19 protein-coding genes are annotated in these 23,620 nt (G+C 71.1%); 8 read left to right on the forward strand and 11 right to left on the reverse strand.

Translation table 11 applies throughout. From position 1 onward, the window contains the following. Window position 1: 1 nt before the first annotated feature. Window positions 2–2,113 (reverse strand): FxsB family cyclophane-forming radical SAM/SPASM peptide maturase, encoded by a 2,112-nt coding sequence (locus QSK37_RS42915; RefSeq protein WP_285633154.1) that lies wholly within the window; start codon window positions 2,111–2,113, stop codon window positions 2–4. Between the two features lie 480 nt (window positions 2,114–2,593). Continuing rightward, on the reverse strand, window positions 2,594–4,555 hold the full coding sequence (locus QSK37_RS42920; RefSeq protein ID WP_285633157.1) for a potassium transporter Kup: 1,962 nt from the start codon (window positions 4,553–4,555) through the stop codon (window positions 2,594–2,596). Window positions 4,556–4,784: 229 nt separating this feature from the next. On the opposite strand from QSK37_RS42920, the gene QSK37_RS42925 reads away from it, so the two are divergent. Then, window positions 4,785–5,999 carry a phospholipase D-like domain-containing protein gene (locus QSK37_RS42925; RefSeq protein WP_285633159.1) on the forward strand — a complete coding sequence of 405 codons (1,215 nt, stop codon included), beginning with the start codon at window positions 4,785–4,787 and terminating at the stop codon, window positions 5,997–5,999. 60 nt (window positions 6,000–6,059) lie between these two features. Here the strand turns inward: QSK37_RS42925 and QSK37_RS42930 are convergent, their stop codons facing one another. Both QSK37_RS42930 and QSK37_RS42935 read right to left on the reverse strand, forming a co-directional pair. Then, window positions 6,060–6,764 (reverse strand): response regulator, encoded by a 705-nt coding sequence (locus tag QSK37_RS42930; RefSeq protein WP_285633162.1) that lies wholly within the window; start codon window positions 6,762–6,764, stop codon window positions 6,060–6,062. Next, window positions 6,761–8,380, reverse strand: a complete 1,620-nt coding sequence (locus tag QSK37_RS42935; RefSeq protein WP_285633164.1) for a sensor histidine kinase — start codon at window positions 8,378–8,380, stop codon at window positions 6,761–6,763. Before QSK37_RS42935 ends, QSK37_RS42930 begins: the two co-directional genes overlap by 4 nt. A 152-nt stretch (window positions 8,381–8,532) precedes the next feature. On the opposite strand from QSK37_RS42935, the gene QSK37_RS42940 reads away from it, so the two are divergent. Continuing rightward, a complete protein-coding gene (locus tag QSK37_RS42940) occupies window positions 8,533–9,924 on the forward strand; it encodes a cation:dicarboxylate symporter family transporter (RefSeq protein ID WP_285633166.1) in 1,392 nt (463 codons plus the stop codon). 10 nt (window positions 9,925–9,934) lie between these two features. Continuing rightward, window positions 9,935–10,882: a CE1 family esterase gene (locus QSK37_RS42945; protein WP_285633168.1), complete on the forward strand. Its 948-nt coding sequence runs from the start codon at window positions 9,935–9,937 to the stop codon at window positions 10,880–10,882. A gap of 20 nt (window positions 10,883–10,902) precedes the next feature. Here the strand turns inward: QSK37_RS42945 and QSK37_RS42950 are convergent, their stop codons facing one another. Further along, entirely contained in the window at window positions 10,903–12,057 is a 1,155-nt protein-coding gene (locus QSK37_RS42950; RefSeq protein ID WP_285633170.1) for a MalY/PatB family protein, read from the reverse strand. 10 nt (window positions 12,058–12,067) lie between these two features. Continuing rightward, the gene (locus tag QSK37_RS42955; protein WP_285633173.1) at window positions 12,068–13,273 is read right to left on the reverse strand and encodes an MFS transporter; all 1,206 of its coding nucleotides are present in this window, start codon (window positions 13,271–13,273) and stop codon (window positions 12,068–12,070) included. Window positions 13,274–13,393: 120 nt separating this feature from the next. Between QSK37_RS42955 and QSK37_RS42960 the strand changes: the two genes are divergently transcribed. Beyond that, on the forward strand, window positions 13,394–13,810 hold the full coding sequence (locus QSK37_RS42960; RefSeq protein WP_285633176.1) for a universal stress protein: 417 nt from the start codon (window positions 13,394–13,396) through the stop codon (window positions 13,808–13,810). A 61-nt stretch (window positions 13,811–13,871) separates the two neighbouring features. Here the strand turns inward: QSK37_RS42960 and QSK37_RS42965 are convergent, their stop codons facing one another. From QSK37_RS42965 to QSK37_RS42975, 3 genes are all read right to left on the reverse strand, one after another. Continuing rightward, window positions 13,872–14,252 carry a pyridoxamine 5'-phosphate oxidase family protein gene (locus QSK37_RS42965; RefSeq protein ID WP_285633179.1) on the reverse strand — a complete coding sequence of 127 codons (381 nt, stop codon included), beginning with the start codon at window positions 14,250–14,252 and terminating at the stop codon, window positions 13,872–13,874. A gap of 54 nt (window positions 14,253–14,306) precedes the next feature. Next, window positions 14,307–14,858, reverse strand: coding sequence for a hypothetical protein (locus QSK37_RS42970; RefSeq protein ID WP_432705656.1), 552 nt, complete (start codon window positions 14,856–14,858; stop codon window positions 14,307–14,309). A 118-nt stretch (window positions 14,859–14,976) separates the two neighbouring features. Beyond that, window positions 14,977–16,662 (reverse strand): sensor histidine kinase, encoded by a 1,686-nt coding sequence (locus QSK37_RS42975; RefSeq protein WP_285633182.1) that lies wholly within the window; start codon window positions 16,660–16,662, stop codon window positions 14,977–14,979. Window positions 16,663–16,713: 51 nt separating this feature from the next. Here QSK37_RS42975 and QSK37_RS42980 point away from each other — a divergent pair, with 51 nt between their 5' ends. From QSK37_RS42980 to QSK37_RS42990, 3 genes are all read left to right on the forward strand, one after another. Then, window positions 16,714–17,376, forward strand: a complete 663-nt coding sequence (locus QSK37_RS42980; RefSeq protein ID WP_285633183.1) for a response regulator — start codon at window positions 16,714–16,716, stop codon at window positions 17,374–17,376. Between the two features lie 140 nt (window positions 17,377–17,516). Continuing rightward, window positions 17,517–19,868 carry a phosphoketolase family protein gene (locus tag QSK37_RS42985; protein WP_285633186.1) on the forward strand — a complete coding sequence of 784 codons (2,352 nt, stop codon included), beginning with the start codon at window positions 17,517–17,519 and terminating at the stop codon, window positions 19,866–19,868. A 13-nt stretch (window positions 19,869–19,881) separates the two neighbouring features. Further along, window positions 19,882–20,895, forward strand: a complete 1,014-nt coding sequence (locus tag QSK37_RS42990; protein ID WP_285633188.1) for an acetate/propionate family kinase — start codon at window positions 19,882–19,884, stop codon at window positions 20,893–20,895. Here QSK37_RS42990 and QSK37_RS42995 read toward each other — a convergent pair whose 3' ends face one another. Further along, complete coding sequence (locus QSK37_RS42995) at window positions 20,896–21,486, reverse strand: dihydrofolate reductase family protein (protein WP_285633190.1); 591 nt, start codon at window positions 21,484–21,486, stop codon at window positions 20,896–20,898. A 4-nt stretch (window positions 21,487–21,490) separates the two neighbouring features. Next, the gene (locus tag QSK37_RS43000) at window positions 21,491–22,090 is read right to left on the reverse strand and encodes a dihydrofolate reductase family protein (RefSeq protein WP_285633192.1); all 600 of its coding nucleotides are present in this window, start codon (window positions 22,088–22,090) and stop codon (window positions 21,491–21,493) included. Window positions 22,091–22,166: 76 nt separating this feature from the next. Here QSK37_RS43000 and pdxR point away from each other — a divergent pair, with 76 nt between their 5' ends. Continuing rightward, complete coding sequence (gene pdxR / locus QSK37_RS43005) at window positions 22,167–23,606, forward strand: MocR-like pyridoxine biosynthesis transcription factor PdxR (protein ID WP_285633194.1); 1,440 nt, start codon at window positions 22,167–22,169, stop codon at window positions 23,604–23,606. Window positions 23,607–23,620: the final 14 nt, after the last annotated feature.

Below are 23,620 nucleotides of genomic sequence, written 5' to 3' on the forward strand. Positions count from 1 at the left end.
CTCAAGCCGACCACGCGTCCAGCGTGCCGCGCATCTCTTCGACGAATTCCCTGCCGAGCCGGGTCAACGAGCCTGATGCGAGAATCACATCCACATCCGTCGCCGCCTCGGTTATGGTCTGGCCTCCCGGACGCCGTCGCCGGAAGTCGGTAATGGCGAGCCGAGCATACGAGTCGAACAAAAGGCGTTCTGTGTCGGCTGACGCAGTGGACGTGCGATCGTCGAACAGCTGCAGCATGTCCAGGACGCCACCGAGTTTCATCCGCTGTGTCTCCCCCAGCAACAGCAGGCACAACGTCTCGGGGTCCGGGGGCAGGGCGACGCCGACCGAGCCGAAGGCGTCCCGCACCGATGAGCCCATCGGCTCCCCTTCGACCGGCACCACCGTGGACAGGGCGACCGTCAGCGTGGGGACGTACTCGGGACACCGCGTCGCGATAAGGTCCCAGGCCGCGTCGAACATCACCTGCCAGTGCCCGGCCTGCTCGTCGGTGAGCCGGCCGGCGACCGGCCGCCGGTGACGGTCACGGAGCGGATCCAGGTCCTCGACCAGCAGCGGATGACCGCCGACGTCCAGGAACCGCACCCGGCGTACGGCGGTGGCGCGCTCGACCGTGACCTCGCCGGACCGGATCTCGACCGTGGTCTCGACCGCGTCGGGGACCTCGTAGCGGCCGACGGTGGGCAGGAAGACCGCGCCGTCCCGCACCGGCACGCGCAGGGCCGCGGACATGCCGGCGCGCGCCGCCGCCACACAGGCGAGAGCCGCCAGACGACCGTCGTCACGCCGATCCGGGTGGCGCAGCCGGCCCACCGCCCAGACCCGGTTGTACGGATGGCTGAACACGTCGTCCACGATGGCGGGCTCGACCCGGCGAAGAAGATCCCACTCCGGCGACGGGCCGGCCTGGTCCCGCACCGCGGTGATCAACGCCCGGCGAATGCTTCGCTGGCCCCGCTGGAGAATGGTGAGCGCCTCCACCGTGCCCTGCCCGGCCGCGATCGACCGCAGGGCCGCGTGGGGCACGATGTGGCGGGGAACGGATATGCGCCGTTGGACGTGCTCGATCAGTTCTTTCAGGTCGGCACAGAAGACACTGGGGTTGTCGAAACCCGAGCCGGCGCGATAGCGGTGCGCGAAGAGGCCACCTCCGCAACTCTCCAATACCGGGCAGGCGCGGCACGTCGCGCTCACGCCGTCTCTGCCTCGCCGCCGGGCGGCCACGCCTTCGTGTTCGGCGACCTGATCGATCGAGTGCCGGAAGACGTCCGTCCCGGTTTCCGGGGCGCCGTCGAACGCGATCTTGATGGAATCCGCCTGCTCGAACGTCCCGTCGGTCTCCACGACCAGAAGGTCGCTGGGTTCGAGGCCGAGCGACTCGGTCAGTGCCGGGCCGCCCTGACTGGTGCTGATGATGGAGTCGAACGTGCGTACCGGAACCGGGCGACCGTCCGCGAGCCACTTGTCGAAAATGGTGGCGAGCCAGTCGGCGTAATCGGTCTCACCGGCGCGGAATGGAGGATCGTCCCAGGTGGCGTGCGGGAGCAGCAGATCGATCGCCGGCGGATCATGGGACACCAGAGCGTCGTACACCGCGATGGGATCATTTCTTATGTCGATCGTGCAGAGGAGCCCGGAGTAGAGGTCGGGATACCCGGTACGGAGCAGTTCGATGGCTCTGGCCACCTTGTCGAAACTGCTCCGCCCGTCCCGGTAGCGCCGGTGCCGATCATTCGCCGCGCGGTCTCCGTCGAGCGAAATACCGACCTTGACGCCGTGCGCACGGAACAACTCGCAGAACCGGCGGTCGAGCAGCACACCGTTGGTGTGGATGTGCAGGTCGAGTTCGCAGTCTCCGGGGAGTCCCGACTCCAGCGCGCGGATCAGCGCGGACAGCCGCTCGGGGCCGCAGAGCAGTGGTTCACCGCCGTGCAGCACCGCGTGGACCCGGTCGAGCCCCTGGCTCCTGGCGTGCTCCCCGATCCGGGCAGCCACCTGGGCCATGGTCTCGACGGCCATCGTGACCGGCTTGCCACGCCAACTCTGGTCGGCGTGTTCGTAGACGTAACAGTGATCGCAGGCGAGGTCACATCTACTGTGCACCTTGAGCACGAATTGACGAAACGGGAGTCGTGTGCTCATTGTGCGGCTTACGATTTATATGTAAGAGTTGAAGGCGCCGACCGTGCGGGCTTGGGGCTTGCGCTCCCCGAAGGCGAACCGGGCGACCATCGCTTGCATGGCGACACCGGTGGCCGGCTCGGACAACGGGGCGCCACAGAGGTCAATAACGTCGGATGCGTTCGAAGGCACCGTGATCATTGCGTCGTTCATATCGACCATCCAGGTCAGTTGAGAGGACGGCACGACGCCTGGAGTGCCCGGGGTCCACGGCAACCTACGCCGAACACCGCCACATCTCCAGCGGCGTGCCGGAAGGGTAGCCTGACTTCGCAGGCTAGCAAGATAACTCCTTTCCGCCGCCGCCATGCGGGATTCTCGTATGTGATTTTGTACCGAGTCGGCTAAAGCCAAACCCGGGACTCGGCCATCTCGCGCCGACCGGCGCGAAACCCCGACACCGCGCTGAGCTCAGATGTCGACCTGGGACCCCATGACCACGAGGCGGAGCTCGGGCAGGTTGAAACGCTCCGCCGGGCTGGCGGCGTTGTTGGCCAGCACGAGGAACAGGCGCTTACGCCACATGCGCATCCCCGGTGCCCGGGTCACCTGCAACGTCACCTTCGACAGGAAGTACGACGCCTGATCCGGGTCGATGTTCAGTTCGGCGTTCGTACGGTCCGACGCCAGACGACGCAGCGCCGCCGGGATGTCCCGGTCGTCCTGGAAGCCGTACCGGAGGGTGACGTGCACGAGCCCGTCGTCCCGGTAGCCGAGGTCGTCGACGCTGGCGCGTTCGGCCACCGGGACGTGCGGGACGTTCTCGTCCATGGTCGAGACGATCACCACGTGCTCGTGGACGACCTGGTTGTGCTCGACGTTCGCGCGCAGCGCCAGCGGCGTGGTCGCCTTCGTCGGATGCGGGAAGACCGCGGTGCCCGGCACGCGGACGACGTCCGAGCCGCGGAGCGTCTCGACGAACTCCGGCAGCGGACCCTCCTTGGCCGTACGGCGCTCGGTGACGATCTCGCGTCCCCGCTCCCAGGTCTTCATGATGGTGAACACCGACACGGCGATCAGCAGCGGCAGCCAGCCGCCGTGGGCGACCTTCGTCAGGTTGGCCGCGAAGTAGGTGACCTCCGCGCCGCCGATCACGACCGCCACCACCACGAGCCTCCACACCGCCCAGCCCCAGTGCGCCCGCGCCACCACGAGGAACAGCACGGTGGTGATGATCAGGGTCGCGGTGACGGCGACCCCGTACGCCGTCGCGAGGCGTTCGGAGGAGCGGAAGCCGAGCATCAGGCCCAGCACGCCGACGAACAGGATCCAGTTGACGGCCGGCACGTACACCTGCCCGACCTCACGCGGCGACGTGTGCCGGATCCGCAGGAACGGCAGGAAGCCGAGCCGTACCGCCTGCCGCGACACCGAGAACGCGCCGGTGATCACCGCCTGCGAGGCGATCACCGTGGCGAGCGTCGCCAGGACGACCATCGGCACCCGCGCCCAGGTGGGCAGGAGCAGGAAGAACGGGTTCGCGATGCTGCGCGGGTCGCGCAGGATCAGCGCGCCCTGGCCCAGGTAGTTCAGCGTCAGCGCGGGGAACACCACGGCGAACCAGGCACGCCGGATCGGCCGGCGGCCGAAGTGGCCCATGTCCGCGTACAGCGCCTCCGCGCCGGTGATCGACAGCACCACCGCGCCCATCGCGATGAAGGCGATGTACGGGTGGTCGAGCACGAACGCGCCCGCGTACGTCGGCGACAGGCCCGTGATGATGCCGGGACGCCGGACCACCTCCTGCACGCCCGCCACGGCGATCGCCGAGAACCACAGCACCATCACCGGCCCGAACAGGCTCCCGACCCGGTGCGTGCCCCAGCGCTGCGCCACGAACAGCAGCGTCAGGATCGTCGCCGCGACCGGCACGACCACGTGGGACAGGCTGGGCGTGGCCACCTTGAGGCCCTCCACGGCCGACAGCACCGAGATCGCCGGCGTGATGACGCTGTCGCCGTAGAACAGCGAGGCGCCGAACACGCCCAGCGCCATGACCGCGGCCGCCCTCCCGCGCACCCCGCCGAGCACCCGGCGTACGAGGGCGGCGAGCGCCATCACGCCGCCCTCCCCGTCGTTGTCGGCGCGGAGGATGAAGACCACGTACTTCACCGACACGATGAGGGTGACCGACCAGAACACCATCGAGATCACGCCGTAGACGTCGCCGCTCGTCGGGCGCACCGCCCCGTGGTCGATCGAGAAGACCGTCTGCAGGGCGTACAGCGGGCTGGTGCCGATGTCCCCGTACACGACACCCAGCGCACCGAGCATCAGCGCCAGCTGCCCGGCGCGGCCGCCGGACGCACCGGAATGAGAGCCTTGCGGCCGCTTCGCGGAAGACGCGCCGGTGACGTGCGCGGAATCTGTCATGGTGCCTACCTAACCGGACGGCCCGGCGACGACCAACGACGGCCTCCGATTCCTGAGCCGACGACCGGTCGGCTACCGCACTCCTGTCGGCCAAACCCCCGGCTGGCCGACACAGGCCTCGTACTAGGTCGAGTCGACCATTCACGGTAAAGTCCGCTTGGGTCTTTTGGGGTGCATGTGTACGGGGGGAAAGCGGATGACGCATGGGGTTCGACGCATCGTCACGTGGATGGTCGCTGTCGTACTCATCGGGGCGGGTATCGGATTCGCCGGCACGGGCCAGGCGGACGCGGCATTCAACCCGAAGGCCGGACCGGTCTTCAACGATCCCGAGGGCGACACGGCCGCCCAGTACGCGATCGTCCGGCAGATCGAGACGAACATCGACACCGCGCCCGCGGGATCGGTGATCCGGGCCGCGTTCTACAGCATCAATCTGAGCGATTTCGCCGACAAGCTGATCGCCGCGCACAAGCGCGGCGTCTACGTCCAGGTGCTGATGGACCAGCACGCTCAGAATTCGACCTGGTCTCGCCTGGTCTCCGCGCTGGGGAAGAAGGTGAGCACCGCGAGCGCCGCCAGCTACGCGGCCGTGTGTTACGGCGGGTGCGTCGCGCACCATTACACCAACGGGGCGCCGTCGGCGTTCCTGCACACGAAGTTCTTCCTCTTCTCCGGCGGCGGAACGCGCGCCGTGACCGTCTCCAGCGCGAACCCCACCGACACGCAGGCCGAGGTCGCCTACAACAACAGCTACACCGTGGTCGGCAACACCGGTCTCTACAACGCCTACGTCAAGACCTTCACCGACATGGCGAAGGGTGCGACGGGCAAGTACAAGCCCGGTTACTACTGGACGTACGGCTCGAACCCGAAGGCGTACTACTGGCCCAAGGCCAGCGGGGGCAGCGACACGGTCCTGGGCATGCTGCAACTGGTCACGTGCTCCAAGACCTACCCGAGCCAGGTCCGCGTGGCGATGTTCGAGTGGACCGACAACCGGCTCCCGCTCGCCAAGCAGCTCGTCAGCATGGCGTCCAAGGGTTGCAAGGTCACGGTGGCGTACACCAAGGCCCAGGTCTCCTCGACGGTCCGGTCGACACTGGCCAACTCCAAGATCGACGTACGGGACACGACCCACGGCAAGGACGCCGACGGGTACGCCGAGCACTACACGCACGACAAGTACCTGCTGATCGACGGCCGGTACAGCGGCGCGAGCGGGCAGAAGATCGTCCTGACCGGCTCGGCGAACTACACCGCGAACTCGCTGTACCACAACGACGAGTCGGACGTTAAGGTCACGAGCTCGACGGTGTACGCGGCCTACCTGGCGAACTTCAACGACCAGCTCGCGGCGATCCCGACGATCACCGCGAAGCAGCAGGCGCTCGGCCAGAAGCCCACCATCCCGGTCAACCCCGAGGAAGCCGCCGACAGCTGATCGTTCGCGGTCTCCGCGACGCCGTGCGGCGTCGCGGAGACGCCGGCGGCCGGTGAGAGACTACGGCGCCTCCGTGCGCGGGGAACGGGTCCGCGTCGCCCGGCGGTAGCGGAGCTCGGGACGGCCGACCTGCCCGTACTGCGGCGCTCGTTCGGCGTAGCCGTGGTCGACGAGGTACTCCAGATAGCGGCGAGCGGTGACACGGGAAACACCCGCCGCCTTCGCCGTGGCCTCGGCGGTCACGCCCTCCTCGGCGTGGCGCAGGATCTCCCGTACGGACTCCAGCGTCGGCGCGCTCACGCCTTTCGGCAGGGCCGATCCGTCGGGGCTGCGAAGAGTGGCGATCGCGCGGTCCACCTCGTCCTGGTCGGTCGCCTCGCCCGGCCGGCCGAGCGTGGAGTGGAACCGGGCGTAGCGTTCGAGTTTGGCGCGGAACGTGGCGAACGTGAACGGCTTCAGCAGGTACTGCACCACGCCGACGGACACCGCCGACCGGACCGTGGCCAGGTCGCGCGCCGAGGTCACCGCGATCACGTCGGCGAGGTGGCCGGCGGCGCGGAGGCGCCGGCAGATCTCCAGGCCGTGGCGGTCCGGCAGGTAGAAGTCGAGCAGGACCAGGTCGACGGGTCGCCGATCCAGGACGCGCAGTGCCTCGGCGCCGGAGTGGACCACGTCCACGACGGCGAAGCCGGGCACCCGTTCGACGTAGCGCCGGTGCGCCTCCGCGGCGAGCCGGTCGTCCTCGACGACGAGGACCTCGATCATGCGTTCACCTCCTCGTGCAGCGGAAGCGTGACGGTGAACACCGCTCCGACGTCGCGGTCCACGTCCACGCGCCCGCCGTGCCGGGCGGCCGCCTGCGCGACGAGGGCGAGGCCCAGCCCCCGGCCGGACGGCCGGGCTCCGGGTTTGGTCGACCAGCCGCGCCGGAACACGTTTCGCACGGCGTCGCTCTCGACGCCACGGCCGGTGTCGGCGACGCGCAGGACGAGCGCGCCGGCGTCGGCTCGGACGGTGACGAAGACCCTCGGCGGGCGTCCTTCGCCGTCGGCCGCCGCGTCGATGGCATTGTCGACCAGGTTCCCCAGGATCGTCACCAGGTCGCGCGCCTCGAGACCGTCCGGTATCGCGTCATCGTCGACCTGCGTGTCGGGCGTGACGACGAGTTCGACGCCTCTCTCGTTCGCCTGCGCGGCCTTGCCCAGCAGCAGCGCGGCGAGCACCGGCTCGGCGACCGCCTCCATCAGCTGGTCGGTGAACCGCTGCGCGATCTCCAGCTCGGCCGTGGCGAACTCCACGGCCTCGTCCGTACGGCCGAGCTCGATGAGGGAGACGACGGTGTGCAGGCGATTGGCGGCCTCGTGCGTCTGCGAGCGCAGCGACTCGGCGAAGCCGCGCACGGAATCCAGCTCACCGCTCAGGGCCTGCAGTTCGGTGTGGTCTCGAAGGGTGACGACACTGCCGAGGTCGCGGGTGCCCGACGTGACGGCGGACTTGTTGACCACGACGACACGGTCGCGGGTCAGGTGGATCTCGTCGACGCACGGTACGTCTCCCGACAGCGCCGCGGTGAGCGCCTCCGGGAGTCCCAGGCCGGCCACGTGCCGGCCCTCCACGTCGGCGGGGAGACGGAACAGCTCGCGCGCGCCGTCGTTGGCCAGAACGATGCGGTGGTCCGGGCTGAGCAGGAGCAGCCCCTCCCGCACGGTGTGCAGGATCGCGTCGTGGTACTCGTACATCCGGCTCAGCTCGGCGGTGCTCATCCCGTGCGTGTGCCGCCGCAGCCGCGCGTTGGCCAGGTAGGTGCCCACGCCGCCGACGGCGAGGGCGATCAGGGCGACCGCGACCAGGACCAGCACCTGAGCCCTGACCTGCGCGCTGATGGTCCGTACGGTGATCCCCACGCTGACCAGCGCGACGACCTGGTGCCGCGAGCCGAAGACCGGGGTCACGACGCGGACGGACGGCCCGAGCGTCCCGGTGTAGGTCTCGGTGAACGTGTGTCCGGCGAGCGCTCGCCCGGTGTTGCCGAGGAAGCGCTTGCCGATCATCGCGGGATTGGGATGGGTGTAACGGATGCCGTCCGGCCTCATGATCGTCACGAAGTCGACACCCGTGTCGCGCTGGACCTGATCGGCGTACGGCTGGAGCACCCTGGACGGGTCGGCACCGGTCACGGCCGCGGCCGTCGTCGGCGCGTCCGCGATGCCGGCCGCCACGGCGATGACCTGGTGGCGGGCCGAATCGCTCGTGCCGCGCTCGGCCTTCACCGAGGCGAGGCCGGCGCCGCCGGTCACGACGACGGCGACGACGATCGCCTGCATGAGGAAGAGCTGGCCCGCCAGGCTGTGACGCCGGTGTCCACGGGATGGGTGGCGCATCTCGACAGTGTGCCTCCTTCGGCACGCTGTTCGTTACCGGCACGTTAAGGGGGATTTTCGTGAACGTAATGAACGAAAACGTGACCTGAGTCACCCCGCACCGCATAGTCCTTGCAGATTTCGGCCGATGGAGCCACGAGCAAGGAGATCGGATGCCCGTCGAAACCGCGCCGGTACGACCGCGCCCCCGCAGACGACGCGACCGCACGCACTTTCTCTACCTCGCGGTGGTCGCCGCGGTGATCGCCGGTGCCGTGGTGGGCCTGGCGGCACCGGGCTTCGCCACCGAGCTCAAGCCGCTCGGCACCGGGTTCGTGAACCTCATCAAGATGATGATCAGCCCGATCATCTTCTGCACGATCGTGCTGGGCGTGGGTTCGGTCACCCGGGCCGCGAAGGTCGGCGCGGTCGGTGGCCTCGCCCTGGCCTACTTCCTGATCCTGTCGACGTTCGCGCTGGCCATCGGCCTCGTCGTCGGCAACATTATGCATCCCGGCGCCGGCCTGCACCTGACGGACGCGGCACGGCACGCCGGCCGGGAACAGGTCGGCGAGGGCAGCACGGGGACGGTCGACTTCCTTCTGGGCATCATCCCGACGACGCTGGTGTCGGCCTTCACCGAGGGGCAGGTGCTGCAGACGCTGCTCGTCGCCCTGCTCGCCGGGTTCGGCCTGCAGGCGATGGGCGAAACGGGCCGGCCCGTCCTGCGCGGGCTGGAGTACATCCAGCGTCTGGTGTTCCGCGTCTTGTCGATCATCATGTGGGCGGCACCGGTCGGCGCGTTCGGCGCGATGGCGGCCGTGGTCGGCGCGAGCGGCGTCGACGCCCTGAAGGGCCTCGTGATGATGATGGTGGCCTTCTACGTCACCTGCCTGCTGTTCGTGGTGGTCGTGCTCGGCTCGATCCTGTGGCTCGTGGCTCGGGTGAACCTGTTCTCGCTCCTGCGCTATCTCGCCCGTGAGTTCCTGCTCATCCTGTCGACGTCGTCCTCGGAGAGCGCGCTGCCACGGCTCATCGCGAAGATGGAGCATCTCGGCGTGAGCCGGCCGGTCGTCGGCATCACCGTGCCGACCGGGTACTCCTTCAACCTGGACGGTACGGCGATCTACCTGACGATGGCGTCGCTGTTCATCGCCTCCGCGACCGACGCTCCGCTCTCGATCGGCGAGCAGATATCGCTGCTGCTGTTCATGGTCGTCGCCTCGAAGGGCGCCGCCGGCGTGACCGGCGCCGGTCTGGCCACGCTGGCCGGGGGCCTGCAGTCACACCGGCCCGCGCTCGTCGACGGAGTCGGCCTCATCGTCGGCATCGACCGGTTCATGTCCGAGGCGCGGGCACTGACGAACTTCGCCGGCAACGCGGTCGCGACGGTGGTCATCGGCACGCTGACCGGGGAGTTCGACCGGGACCGAGCGCAGCTGGTGCTGGCCGGCCGGGACCCGTTCGACGAGACGACCCTGCTGGACGACGCCCCCTCGCGGCCGGACGCGGTCCGCGACTCGCGGGCCGACGGCTCACCGGCCATCGCGGGCGCGGACATCTGAGGAGCACCTGATGAGATTCCCCCTACGTACGGCGGCCGCGGTCTTCCTCGCCCTCACCCTGTGCGGCGCCGCCGCCGCTCCCGCGATGGCGCAGGCCGGAGGAACCGTCGACCGTCCGCTGCCGACGACCGGCTGCGGCAAGGCACCGTCGGTACGACCCGGCGACTCGTCGACGGAGTACCTGGTCTCCGGAGGAGTCCGGCGCGGCTACCTGCTGCACGTGCCGGACCGTTACGACCCGCGCCGGCCGTACGCGCTGGTGCTGTCCTTCCACGGCCACAAGCGCACGTCGGCGTACCAGGAGGAGCTGACCGGCATGTCGGCCCTGAACGCCGTCACGGTCTACCCCCAGGGCCTGGTCGGCACTGACGGGCAGACCGCGTGGCAGGGCGCGCCGTACTCCGCCGACGTCGACGACGTGCTGTTCACCAGCGACCTGATCACTCGGCTGCAGGGAGGCTACTGCGTCGACCCGCACCGGATCTACGCGGCCGGCAAGTCCAACGGCGGTGGCTTCACCGGCGTCCTCGCCTGCCGCATGGCCGGGCGCATCGCCGCCTTCGCCCCGGTGTCCGGAGCCTTCTATCCCCAGGGCGGCCCCTGCGAGCCGTCCCGCCCGGCCCCGATCGCCGACTTCCACGGCACCGCGGACACCACGATCCCCTACAACGGCGACCCGGCCAGGGGACTGCCGGACCTCCCGTCCTGGCTGAACGCCTGGGCGGCCCGCGACCGCTGCCTGCCGCGTCCGGCCGAACACGTGATCGCGGGAAACGTGACGGTCCAGGACTGGCGGGGCTGCGCGCGCGGGAGCACGGTGCGGCACTACCGCATCGCGGGCGCGGGCCACGTCTGGCCGAGCACGAGCCCGAACCTGGACTCACCCACCCCGACCTCCATCGACGCCACACCGTTGATCTGGGAGTTCTTCCGGCGAAACCCGCTTCCGGCGGCTTGAGGCCCGCCGACGACCGACCGTCAGCCGCGGCGCCGTACGGCGTCGCGGAGGCGATGGAGGATGTCCTCCAGGATCGGCCGGGACGTCGCGAAGTTCAGCCGCGCGAACCCCTCCCCGCCCGGCCCGAAGGCCGGGCCGGAGGAGAGCAGCACCCGGGCCTCGTCGAGGAAGAACGCGGCGGGGTCCGGGCCGGTGCCGAGGTCGCGGCAGTCGAGCCAGGCCAGGTATCCCGCCTCGGGAGGGCGGTGGCGGAGGCCGGGCGGGAGGGCCCCGGCGACCAGCGCCCGGTTGCGGGCGAGGGTCGCCCGTGCCTCGGCCAGCCAGTCGTCGCCGTCTCGCCAGGCCGCCAGCGTCGCGACGACGCCCAGCGCGCTCACCTCGCCGAACAGCAGCGGCGGCTGGGCGGCCAGCGCCTCGCGGACGCGGCGGTCGCCGACGTGCGCGACCGAGCAGCGCAGGCCCGCGAGGTTGAACGCCTTGGTCGCCGAGGTGAGCGTGACCGTGCGGGCGGCGGCCTCGGGGCCGAGCGAGGCGAACGGCACGTGCCGGTGCGGGTCGTGGACGAGCTCCGCGTGGATCTCGTCGGCGATCACGAGCAGGTCATGCCGTTCCGCCACCTCCGCGATCGCGGTGAGCTCGTCGCGGCGGAACACGCGGCCCGTCGGGTTCTGCGGGTTGACCAGCACCAGTGCGCGGCAGCCGTACCGGGCGACGTCCTCGGCCAGCCGGGCGGCGTCGAACCCCCAGCCGCCGGCACTCTCGATCATGGGGATGGGGACGAGCCGCCGGTCCATGTCCGCGAGCGTCTCCACGAACGGCGGGTACGTCGGCGTGTGGATCGCGACGGCGTCACCGGGCCGGGTGGCGACGTGCAGGATCGCCTGCAGCCCCTGGATCAGCTCGGTGAACTCCCGTACGTGGGCGGGGTCGACGGCCAGGCCGTACCGCCGGTGCATCCGTTCGGCGTACGCGGTCCGCAGCGGGTTGCTCTCGGGGTGGTCGTCCCATGCGGGATAGCCGAGATCGTCCAGGCTCTCGGCGAGGGCCGCCCGTACGGGGGGAGGAGACGGGAAGTCCATGTCCGCGATCCAGGCGGGGAGCACGTCCGCGGCGACGTGGCTCCACTTCACTCCCGGACGCCGCCGCAGCTCGGTCAGGTCGAGGTCGTCGAACATGCGAAAAATCCTACGAAGTGCCGGTCTGACGGATCGCCACGGCCGCCGCGAAGGTGAGGGCGGCCAGCACGCAGTACGAGACGGGGTACCCGCCGGTCAGCCGGGCGAGCAGCGCGCCGCCGCCGGGAGCGAGCGCGATGGCGACCGTGATCGGAGCGGTGAAGACGCCGTTGACGTGCCCGAACGCGCGGGTACCCCAGCGGTCGGCGATCGTCGTGGCCTGGAGCAGCGTGAACATCCCGCGTGCCGCGCCCGCCAGGACGGCGACGACGACCGCGCCCGGGCCGCGGAGCACGCCCAGGACGGCGACCGTGACCGCGCCCGCGGTGAGGATGGCGGCGGCACGGCCGGGCGGTGCGGTGCGGGCGGCGAGCCGCGGGTAGCCCAGCCGGCCGAGCACCTGGCCCGCGCCGCAGAGGCCGAGGGCCACGGCCGCCAGGTGGGTGCCCATTCCGCCTGAGGTCAGCAGCGGGACGAGGTTCACGGTGGCGGCGTAGCAACCGAACGCGGCGCAGGTCATCGCGGCCGTCAGCACGGCGAACGGCCGGCTGCGCACGACCGCCCGCGCATGGGCGTCCCGCTCGTACGGGGCGCCGCGGGTCCGGCCGTGCCGCCAGGGCGGAGTCAGGCACAGGACGTGCAGCGGGACGGTGACCACGCCCAGGATCACGGCGAGCGCGAGGTAGGTGCCACGCCAGGTCAGGTGGTCCAGCAGGAGGGCGGTCAGCGGGGCGAAGACCGTACTGGCGAACCCGCCCGCGAGCGTGATCGCGGTGAGCGCGCGCACGCGGTCGGGACCGTACCAGCCGGTGAGCGCGGTGAACGCCGGCTGGTAGAGCACGGCCGACTGGGCGAGACCGGCGAGCACCCAGGCGGCGAAGAAGAGCGGCAGGCTCGGCGCGGCGGCGATCGCCACGACGGCGGCGACACCGACGACCGAGCCGGTGGTCATGACCGGGCGGGGGCCGCGCGCGTCGATGAGGCGGCCGACGAGGATGCCGGCGAGGGCGGAGACGACGGCTCCGGCGGAGAAGGCCGCCATGGCGGTCGCGGTCGACCAGCCGGTGTCGCGGGTGAGCGACGACAGCGTCACCGGGAACGCGTAGTACAGCACGCCCCAGCTGGTGATCTCGGTGGCACACAGGCCGATCAGCACACGCCGCGGCGGTCTCGGCGCGGTGGCCCGCTCCACCGCCGTCCCGGTTTCCTGCGGCATGCGCCTCCACCGACCACTCGACGACCAGAGGGGCCGAAAGTCCCGTGGAAGCCGGGTCCGTGGGCTCTCCGCCCCTTGGGGGATTTCCCGCAGGCTGGACGAGGAAACAGGAGGTCGGTCATGCACATCATCCCTGGGCCACGGTACGTGCTCGTCGGATTCGACGGGTCGCCCAACTCCGCGGTGGCGCTGCGGCGCGCGGCGGAGGAGGCGCGTCGGCGCCACGCCCGTCTCGACGTCGTCCGTGTCATCCCGCGCGACGGAGGCCCGCTGCGCGGCCCGAAGGCGTGGCTCCGGCTGCGCGAGGAGGTCGCCCGCCTCCTTCCGCGCGCGCAGCACGTCTCCACCCGCCTGCGGATCGCCCGGGGCGAACCCGGCGCGCGACTGAGCCGGCTCGCGGATCGCGCGGAGGTCCTCGTGGTCGGCGCGCGGCTGAACTCCCGCCACGGCGCCCTGTTCGGCGGCGCCACCGTGCCGACGGTGTTGTCCAACGCCCGCTGCGGCGTCATCGTCTGCGAGGACGGCGCGGAAAGCTGACCGTCCTCGCGGGACAGCCCGCCGGACCCGGTCCGGCGGGCTTTTCGCTTCGGGTATGGGGTCAGCGTGGGCCGAGGCGCATGCCTGACGTGTGCTGGACCGGGATTCGCAGGGCCGGGGGGCGGCCCGGTGGGCCGGAGCACGGGCGTGGGATCGGGCCGCCGGTGAAGAGTGCCCGGCCGATGACCGTGACGGACCAGCCGGTCATCGTCCGCGGGTCGACGTCGTCCGCCTGGAAGGCCACGATGCTGCCGCCGATCGCCGCGCCGAGCGTCGGCTCCGCGTGGACCGTGACCACGTCGCCGTCCAGGACGAACGTCACCGGCGTCACGGCCGGCAGCGCCCGGTCCGTGTGGACGATCCGTCCGATCGGCACGGTGGCCAGCAGGGTCAGGCACTGCCGGCGGCCGAGGCATCCCCCGCCGTCCGCGGTGAAACTCATGGTCTCTCCAGGAAAGGGGAAGGGGAGCGGACTCTCGCCGCTCCCCCTTCGGCGCTACTTGAGGACGGGGAACCGCTGGACGAGGCGCGTCCGGCCCCACCAGCGGCCGAGGCCGAATGTGTCTCCCGCGCCGACCAGGGCCAGGCCGACGACGACCAGCGCGTAGATGAGGTGGTCGTCCATGAAGACGTTGCTGTCCGGCGGGAGGACGACGCTCCACATCATGACCAGCATGACCACGCCCGCGCCGGCCGCGACGCGCATGCCGATGCCCAGGAGCAGTGCCGCGCCGATCCCGGCGAGGCCGAGCATGAACAGCCAGTCGGCCCAGGCGGCGCCGGCGATGGAGTGGTAGAAGCCCTTGAAGGGTCCGGCCGCCGAGAACTTCAGGAAGCCCAGCGTCGGGTGACCGCCGTGGATCCACGCCTGCTTGGCCGGGGTGCCGTGGCCGAGGCCGAACAGCTTGTCGGCGAACGCCCAGAAGAACACGAAGCCGAGGGACAGCCGGGTGACCGCCCACACGGCGGGCGCGAAGGTACGGCCGGTGCGGGCGGCGGTCATGCGGATGGGGCGGGAGCGAGCGGTCCGGGGGTCGGTGACGGACATCTCTTCACCTCTTTTCACGCCGGAGCGTTTCCGGCTGCCCTCACCCAACGCCAGGGAGCCCGCGCACCGCAGAGGCGAAGGAAACGGTGCGCGCGGGACCTTGGTCCCGCCACCATCGTCAGGAGCTGAGCGGCACGCGCCACTCCAGGACCGTCCCGCCGGTCTCCCCCGCACGGACGTCGAACGTCCCGCCGAGCCGCCGCGCGCGGTCGTCGAGGTTCGCCAGGCCGCTGCGCCGGCCGGTCGCGCCGAGGCCGACGCCGTCGTCGGCGACCCGCAGCAGCAGGTCGGAACCGGCGGCGACGGTCACGTCCACCCGCGACGCGCGCGCGTGGCGCGCGACGTTCGACAGGGCCTCGCGCAGGACCGCGATGAGGTGGTCGCCGGTCGCCTCGTCGACCACCGTGTCCAGCAGCCCGTCGAGCCGTACGGCGGGCGCGAACCCCAGGCTCTCGCCCGCGCCGTCGATGACGCCGAACAGGCGTGCCCGCAGGGCCGGCTCGTCATCGGCCGAGGTCTGCAGCGCGAAGATGGTCGAGCGGATCTGCCGGATCGTGTCGTCCAGGTCGTCGACGGCCCGCTGCACCCGGACCGCGACGTCGGGCTTCTTGGTGATCTTGATGGCGCTCATCAGCGTCATGGCGATGGCGAACAGCCGCTGGATGACCGTGTCGTGCAGGTCCTTGGCGATGCGGTCGCGGTCTTCGAAGACGACCAGCCGCTCGACGTCCCGGCGGCGTTCGGCCAGTTCCAGGGCGATGGCCGCCTGCGCCGCGAAGGTCTCCAGCAGCCGGCGTACAGGCTCGGCGAACGGCACCTCGCCCGGCGCGTTGGCCACCGACAGCACGCCGCGCGCGGCCGTTCCGGCGCCCAGCGGCACGACCAGGACCGGCCCCAGAGCCTCGTCGCCGGCGTCGAGCGACGCCAGTGACGTGCCCGTACGGTAGACCCGCCCGGCGAGCGTGTCGTCGAACGGTGTCCGCAGGTGCCGGAACTCATCGGCGTGCCGGCCGTCGGCGGCCCTGACCTCCAGCTCCTCCGTCGCCTCGTGCGCGAGTGCGACCGTCGCGAGCTCGGCGTCACAGATCTCCCGGGCCCGCCGCACCACCAGGTGCAGGACCTCGTCCGGCTCGGTGCCCGACAGCAGCGCCGTGGACACCTCGGCGTTGGCCTCCAGCCAGCGTTCGCGACGGCGCGCCTCCTGGTAGAGCCGGGCGTTCTCGATCGCCACGCCGGCGGCGGTGGCGAGCGCCGAGACGACGCTCTCGTCCTCGTCGTCGAACTCCTCGCCGTCGGCCTTCTCGGTGAGGTAGAGGTTGCCGAACACCTCCTCGCGCACCCGGATGGGGACGCCGAGGAACCGGCGCATCGGCGGGTGGTTCGCCGGGAAGCCGTAGGACTCCGGGTGCTTGCTCAGGTCGGCCAGGCGGATCGGCCGCGGCTGCTTGATGAGCAGGCCCAGGATGCCCAGGCCGTGCGGCCAGTGGTCCAGGGCGTCGATCTGCTCCTGCGTCACGCCGACCGTGATGAACTGCACCAGGCCGTCGTCCTCCCCGATCACGCCGAGCGCGCCGTACCGGGCGTCCACCAGCGTGGTGGCCGCCTCGACGATGCTGCGCAGCACGGTCGCCAGGTCCAGGTCGCCGCCGATCGACACGATGGCCTCGAGGAGTCCGTGCATCCGGTCGCGCGTGGTCAGCACGGTCGCGAGCCGGCTCTGCAGCTCGGTGAGCAGGTCGTCGAGCCGCAGCTGAGGGAGCACCGGGCGAGCGCGATCCTCGCCCGGCGGGTTCGGGACGGACACGGAGCCGTACTCCTCTCCACGCACGGGCCCCCATTGTCCTACCGTCGTGGCATGACCACCCCCATCAAGGTCTTCCTCCTCGATGACCATGAGGTCGTACGGCGTGGGGTCGCCGCGCTGCTGGAGTCCGAGCCCGACATCGAGGTCGTGGGCGAGGCCGGCACCGCGGAGTCCGCGCTGGCCCGCGTCCCGGCTCTGCGGCCCGACGTCGCCGTGCTGGACGTACGGCTCCCGGACGGCGACGGCGTGTCCGTGTGCCGGGAGCTGCGGTCCCGGATGCCCGAGCTCGCGTGCCTGATGCTCACCTCCTTCTCCGACGAGGAGGCGCTGATCGACGCGGTGATGGCCGGGGCCGCCGGGTACGTGCTCAAGCAGATCCACGGGTCGGACCTGGTCGGCGCCGTCCGTACGGTCGCGGCCGGCGAGTCGCTCCTCGACGCGCGCAGCACCACGCTGGTGATGCGGCGCCTGCGCGAACGCCCGCGCGAGGACCCGCTCGCCGCCCTGACCGAGCAGGAACGCCGGATCCTCGATCTGATCGGCGACGGCCTGACCAACCGGCAGATCGGCGAACGCCTCTTCCTGGCCGAGAAGACCGTCAAGAACTACGTCTCCAGCATCTTCACCAAGCTCGACCTGCGCCGCCGTACGCAGGCCGCGACCCTCATCACCCGGCTTCGCGCGTCCGAGTCCCCGGCTCCTTCGGAGGACTGAGCGCCGGAGGACACCCCCGCGACGGGACCTTCGTCCCTCACCTCGTCCGGCCGCCGGATGGTGGGCTTGGTGCCGGCCCGGTCCGGACCGTCCCGACCGGGTAGGGCACTGACCTGATGCCGAGATGAGGGGAACCCGCGATGCTCACCGATGAGGAGATCCGGCCGATCGACGCCTGGTGGCGTGCCGCGAACTACCTGTCCGCGGGCCAGATCTACCTGCGCGCGAACCCGCTGCTGCGTGAGCCGCTGCGCCGGGAGGACATCAAGCCCCGGCTGCTCGGGCACTGGGGCACCTCGCCGGGCCTCAACTTCTGCTACGCCCACCTCAACCGCGTCATCACCGCGCGCGACCTGGACATGATCTACATCATGGGGCCGGGGCACGGCGGCCCGGCGGCGGTCGCGAACGCGTGGCTGGAGGGCACCTACTCGGAGGTGTACCCGCACGTCTCCCAGGACACGGCCGGGATGGCGCGGCTGTTCCGGCAGTTCTCCTACCCCGGCGGCATCCCCAGCCACGTCGCGCCCGAGACGCCGGGCTCCATCCACGAGGGCGGCGAGCTCGGCTACTCGCTCGCGCACGCGTACGGCGCGGCCTTCGACAACCCCGACCTGATCGTGGCCTGCATCATCGGCGACGGCGAGGCCGAGACCGGGCCGCTGGCGGCGAGCTGGCACTCCAACAAGTTCCTCGACCCGGCGAAGGACGGCGCGGTCCTGCCGATCCTGCACCTGAACGGCTACAAGATCGCCAATCCCACCGTGCTCGCGCGCATCCCGGAACGGGAGCTCGAAGCGCTGCTGGAGGGGTACGGGCACCACCCGATCATCGTGAGCGGCGACGACCCGGCGGTGATGCACCGGCGGATGGCGGAGGCGCTGGACGAGGCGATCGGCGAGATCCTCGCGATCCGGCGGCAGGTACGGGAGACGGGCGCCACCGGGCGGCCGCGGTGGCCGATGATCGTGCTGCGGACGCCGAAGGGCTGGACCGGCCCGAAGGAGGTCGACGGACTGCCGGTCGAGGGCACCTGGCGGGCCCACCAGGTGCCGCTCGCGGGCGTACGGGACAACCCGGCGCACCTGGCGGAGCTGGAGGCGTGGCTGCGGTCGTACCGGCCCGAGGAGCTGTTCGACGCCGACGGGCGGCCGGTCGCGGGCGTGCTGGCGGCGCCGCCGGCCGGCGACCGGCGGATGAGCGCGAATCCGCACGCGAACGGCGGCCTGCTGCTGCGCGACCTGGAGCTGCCGGACTTTCGCGCCTACACCGTCGCGGTCGACGCGCCCGGCACCAAGTCCACCGAGCCGACCCGCGCCCTCGGCGCGTACCTGCGCGACGTCGTCGCCGCGAACCGGGACAACTTCCGCATCACCGGGCCGGACGAGACCGCCTCGAACCGGCTGTCGGCGGTGTTCGAGGTCACCGACCGGGTCTGGGCGGCCGACGTCCTCAAGGTGGACGAGCACCTCGGTCCGCACGGCCAGGTCATGGAGGTGCTGAGCGAGCACCTGTGCCAGGGCTGGCTGGAGGGCTACCTGCTGACCGGACGGCACGGCCTGTTCAACTCCTACGAGGCGTTCATCCACATCGTCGACGCGATGTTCAACCAGCACGCCAAGTGGCTGGAGACCACCCGGAAGATCCCCTGGCGGCGGCCGGTCGCGTCGCTGAACTACCTGCTGTCCTCGCACGTCTGGCGCCAGGACCACAACGGCTTCACCCACCAGGACCCCGGCTTCCTCGACGTCGTGATGAACAAGAAGCCCGAGGTCGTCCGGGTCTACCTGCCGCCGGACGCGAACACACTGCTGTCGACGATGGACCACTGCCTGCGCTCCCGCGACTACGTCAACGTCGTCGTCGCGGGCAAGCAGCCGGCGCTCGACTGGCTGTCGCCGGAGGACGCGATCCTGCACTGCACCCGCGGCATCGGCATCTGGGAGTGGGCCAGCACGGACAATGGCACCGACCCCGACGTCGTGCTCGCCTGCGCGGGCGACATCCCGACGCTGGAGACGCTCGCCGCCGTGGACCTGCTCCGGCGGTACTTCCCCGGCCTGCGGGTGCGGGTCGTCAACGTCGTCGACCTGATGCGCCTGCAACCCGACACCGAACACCCCCACGGGCTCTCCGACCGGGAGTACGACGCGATCTTCACCGTCGACCGGCCGGTGATCTTCGCCTTCCACGGCTACCCGTACCTGATCCATCGCCTCACCTACCGGCGCACCGGGCACCATCACCTCCATGTCCGCGGCTACAAGGAGGAGGGCACCACCACGACGCCGTTCGACATGGTCATGCTCAACGACCTCGACCGGTTCCATCTCGTCATGGACGTCATCGACCGGGTCCCCTCCCTCGGAGGCCGGGTGGCGAACGTCCGGCAGGAGATGGCCGACGCGCGGCTGCGTGCTCGCGCGTACACCCGCGAACACGGCGAGGACATGCCGGAGATCTCCGGCTGGACCTGGCCCACCACCGACTGAGAGAGGAGCGCACGTGCGGATCCTCGTGGTCAACGCCGGGTCGTCCAGCCTGAAACTCAGCCTGCTCGACCACGACGACACCGTCCTCGCCCGGCCCGCCGGCCTGGACGACCTGCGCGACCTGCCCGCGCCGGACGCCATCGGGCACCGCGTCGTCCACGGCGGCGCGGAGTTCACCGACCCGGTCCTGATCGACGACGACGTCGAGGCGCGTCTCCGCGCCCTGACCGAGCTGGCGCCCCTGCATCAGCCCAAGTCCCTGCACGGCATCGACGCCGTACGCGCGGTGCGGCCCGGCGTCCCCGAGGTGGCCTGTTTCGACACCGCCTTCCACGCCCACCTGCCCGAGGCCGCGGCGACGTACGCGCTGCCCGCCGCGTGGCGGGAGAAGTACGGCATCCGGCGGTACGGCTTCCACGGGCTCTCTCACGCCTATGCCACCCGGCGCGTCGCCGAGCTGCTCGGCCATGTGCCGGAGCGGCTCGTCGTCTGTCACCTGGGCGCCGGCGCCTCCCTGTGCGCGGTGGCGCACGGACGCTCCGTCGACACGACCATGGGCTTCACCCCGCTGGAGGGCCTGGTCATGGCGACCCGGTCCGGCAGCGTCGACCCCGGCCTGCTGCTCTGGCTCCAGGAGCGCACGGGCCTCGCGCCCGGCGAACTCGCCGACACCCTCGAACACCGATCCGGGCTGCTCGCCCTCACCGGCACCGCCGACATGCGCGAGATCGGCGAGGGCCTCGGCCTGGAGGTGTACCTGCACCGCCTGCGCGCCGGCGTCGCCGCGATGGCCGCCGCGCTCGGCGGGCTGGACACGCTGGTGTTCACCGGCGGCGTCGGCGAGCACGCGACAGGGGTACGCCGCCGTGCGGCGGAGGGGCTGGGCTTCCTCGGCGTCGCACTCGACCCGGCGCGCGAGGACACCACCGACGCCGAGATCGGCCACACCGGCGCCCCCGTACGCGCCTTCGTCGTCACCTCGCGCGAGGACCTGGAGATCGCCGCCGGGGTCCGCGCGCTCATCTGATCAGCATGTCGTTCGGATGCGGTAGCGCAGGTGCGTGACGTGCCGCGCGAGATCCTCGACCTGGGGAGTGGTCAACCGGCGGACCGCGTCGAGCTCGATGTGCTCGGCGGGCAGGTCGTCGAACAGCCTTCGTCCCTGCCCGAGCAGGACCGGTACGACGTGCAGTTCCAGTTCGTCGAGCTGCCCTGCCCGCAGCAGCGCCTGCCCCGCCCCGGCACCGTGCACCATCACGTCGCCGTCTCCGGCCGCCGCGCGGGCCTGTGCGGCGCACTCGCGGACGTCGGTGACGTAGCGGACGCTGCCCGGCGGCGGATCGTCCGGCACGTCGTGGGTCAGGACGAAGATCGGGACGCCGTCGTGGTGGTCGCCCTGCCAGCGGTCGGCGTGCTCGTAGGTGCGGCGGCCGGAGATGAGGGCGCGGGTGGCCAGCGCCTCGGCTTTCACCTGTCCGTTCGGTCCCGGGTCGTTGCGCCGGTCGAGCCAGTTGAAGAGCCGGAACCCGCCGACGCCCATCGGGGTGTCCGGGCTGTCCTGCGGCCCGGTGACGTAGCCGTCCAGGGACATGGTCATGTACAGCCGGATGATCGCCATCGCCTCAGCCAGCCGTCCTCACGCGGTAGCGCAGGTGCGTCACACCCGGCCCGTCCACGTCGCGGAGCAGTTCGAGCTCGATGTGGTCGGGTGGCATGTCGTCAAAGAGCGGTTCACCCTGTCCGAGGAGGACCGGGACCAGGTGAATCTGCAGTTCGTCGAGGACGCCGGCGGCGAGTGCCAACTGAGCGGTACGGGCTCCGTGGACCAGTACGTCCTTGTCACCGGCCGCGTCCTTGGCCATACCCACCGCGGCCGCGACGTCGCTCACATAGGTGACCCCGGGCCATCGCGGCTTGGGATCGGGCTGACGGCGGCTCAGGACGAAGATCGGCACGCCGTCGTGATGGTCGCCGCCCCAGCCGTCGGCGAGCTCGAACGTCCGCCGGCCGACGACGACCGCCCCGGTGGCCATGGCCTCGTCCATGACCTCACGGTTCACGCCCGCCAGGTGGCTGCCCGTTCTGTGCTCGGCGTCGGCATCCGGCAGAAACCACTCGTGCAGCCGCTCCCCTTTGTCACCGAGCCCGTTGCCCGGCCCCGCGTTCGGCCCGGCGATGAACCCGTCCACCGACATCGACATGTACAGCACGGTCTTACTCACGTTTCCAATCCCTTCAGTACGTCTGCAGGTCAGCTCACCTTGGCAGGAATCGGTCACGCCGATAAGGTCCGATTCCGTGGGCCGATCGGGTACCAATTCAGGGCTGGCCGAGGACCTGCTCATCGAGCTGAACCGCGATGGCGGGGTGCCTCTGCACCGGCAGATCGAGGCGTCCATCCGCGCGAGCATTCGGGCGGGTCGGCTGCGAACGGGCGCGTCGCTGCCACCCACCCGCGCCCTCGCGGCCGGCCTCGGGGTTTCCCGCGGGGTGGTCGTGGAGGCCTACCAGCAGCTCGTGGCCGAGGGCTACCTCGCCAGCCGATCGGGCGGGTACACCCAGGTCGCCGCGTCGATGCCGCCGGTCGCCGCCGACGCGGGCTCCACGGCTTCGACGGTGCGGCCGGCCGCGCGCAGAGCCGGCTTCAGGATCGACTTCGGGTACGGGCGCACCGACGTGTCGCAGTTCCCGCGGGCGGCCTGGCTGCGCTCGATCCGCACCGTGCTCGCGACCACGCCCAACGACCGGTTCGCCTACCTCGACGGGCGGGGCGTGCCGGAACTGCGCGAGGCCCTGTGCGACTACCACAACCGGGTGCGCGGCACCTCGTCCGTCCCGGACAACGTGGTGATCTGCAACGGCTACGCGCAGGCCATCTCGCTGCTGATCCAGGTGCTCGCCCTGCACGGCGCCAGACGGATCGCCCTGGAAGACCCGTCGTCCGACGACGACGCCCGGGTGCTGGCCGCGGCCGCCGGTCTGGACGTGGTCGGCATCCCGGTGGGTCCGGACGGCGTCCAGGTCGATGCGCTCCATCGGGCCGACGCCGATGCGGTCGTGCTCACGCCGTCGCACCAGTGGCCCACCGGGGGAGTGCTGTCGGCTACGGCGAGGGCCGAGGTGATCCGCTGGGCGAAGCACCGCGGCGCGATCGTGGTCGAGGACGACTATGACGCGGAGTACCGCTACGACCGGTCGCCGGTGGGCGCCATGCAGGGCCTGGCGCCCGACCATATCGTCTACTGCGGTACGGCCAGCAAGACGCTCGCGCCGGGGTTGCGGCTCGGCTGGATGGTGGTGCCTCCCCAGCTGGTCGCCGACGTCGCCGCGGCGAAGGTGCTCGCCGACCGCGGTTCGCCGGTCATCGAGCAGTTGACGTTCGCCGACTTCCTCACGCGCGGCGAGTTCGACCGCCACCTGCGCCGGATGCGTCCGGTGTACCGCCGCCGCCGTAACGCGCTGCTGGGCGCCCTGCGCACTCACCTGCCCGATCTGGAACCGGCCGGGATCGCCGCCGGGCAGCATGTGGTCGCCTGGCTCCCGCCCGACCTCGAGGAGGCGGCGGTGGTGACGGCCGCCGCCCGGCACGGGCTCGGCATCAAGGGCGTCGGCCCGTACCGGATCGCCGGCACCGGACCGGGTGGCCTCATCTTCGGCTACGCCCCCCTTGGCGAGACCGCCATCGCCGAGGGGGTCGCGCTGCTGGCGACGGCCATCCGGGAGGTACGGGGATCCTGATCCCGCGCAGCGGC

This window comes from Actinoallomurus iriomotensis (assembly GCF_030269445.1).
Taxonomy (GTDB): Bacteria; Actinomycetota; Actinomycetes; order Streptosporangiales; family Streptosporangiaceae; genus Actinoallomurus; species Actinoallomurus iriomotensis.

Coding starts and splice junctions, on each gene's coding strand:
- QSK37_RS42930 (WP_285633162.1), bottom strand. CDS start 6,764: ATGATCGAGGTCCTCGTCGTCGAGGACGACCGGCTCGCCGCGGAGGCG.
- QSK37_RS42980 (WP_285633183.1), top strand. CDS start 16,714: ATGACCACCCCCATCAAGGTCTTCCTCCTCGATGACCATGAGGTCGTA.
- QSK37_RS42940 (WP_285633166.1), top strand. CDS start 8,533: ATGCCCGTCGAAACCGCGCCGGTACGACCGCGCCCCCGCAGACGACGC.
- QSK37_RS42985 (WP_285633186.1), top strand. CDS start 17,517: ATGCTCACCGATGAGGAGATCCGGCCGATCGACGCCTGGTGGCGTGCC.
- QSK37_RS42950 (WP_285633170.1), bottom strand. CDS start 12,057: ATGTTCGACGACCTCGACCTGACCGAGCTGCGGCGGCGTCCGGGAGTG.
- QSK37_RS42995 (WP_285633190.1), bottom strand. CDS start 21,486: ATGGCGATCATCCGGCTGTACATGACCATGTCCCTGGACGGCTACGTC.
- QSK37_RS42920 (WP_285633157.1), bottom strand. CDS start 4,555: ATGACAGATTCCGCGCACGTCACCGGCGCGTCTTCCGCGAAGCGGCCG.
- QSK37_RS42935 (WP_285633164.1), bottom strand. CDS start 8,380: ATGCGCCACCCATCCCGTGGACACCGGCGTCACAGCCTGGCGGGCCAG.
- QSK37_RS42955 (WP_285633173.1), bottom strand. CDS start 13,273: ATGCCGCAGGAAACCGGGACGGCGGTGGAGCGGGCCACCGCGCCGAGA.
- QSK37_RS42965 (WP_285633179.1), bottom strand. CDS start 14,252: ATGAGTTTCACCGCGGACGGCGGGGGATGCCTCGGCCGCCGGCAGTGC.
- QSK37_RS42925 (WP_285633159.1), top strand. CDS start 4,785: ATGGTCGCTGTCGTACTCATCGGGGCGGGTATCGGATTCGCCGGCACG.
- QSK37_RS42970 (WP_432705656.1), bottom strand. CDS start 14,858: ATGTCCGTCACCGACCCCCGGACCGCTCGCTCCCGCCCCATCCGCATG.
- QSK37_RS42960 (WP_285633176.1), top strand. CDS start 13,394: ATGCACATCATCCCTGGGCCACGGTACGTGCTCGTCGGATTCGACGGG.
- QSK37_RS42945 (WP_285633168.1), top strand. CDS start 9,935: ATGAGATTCCCCCTACGTACGGCGGCCGCGGTCTTCCTCGCCCTCACC.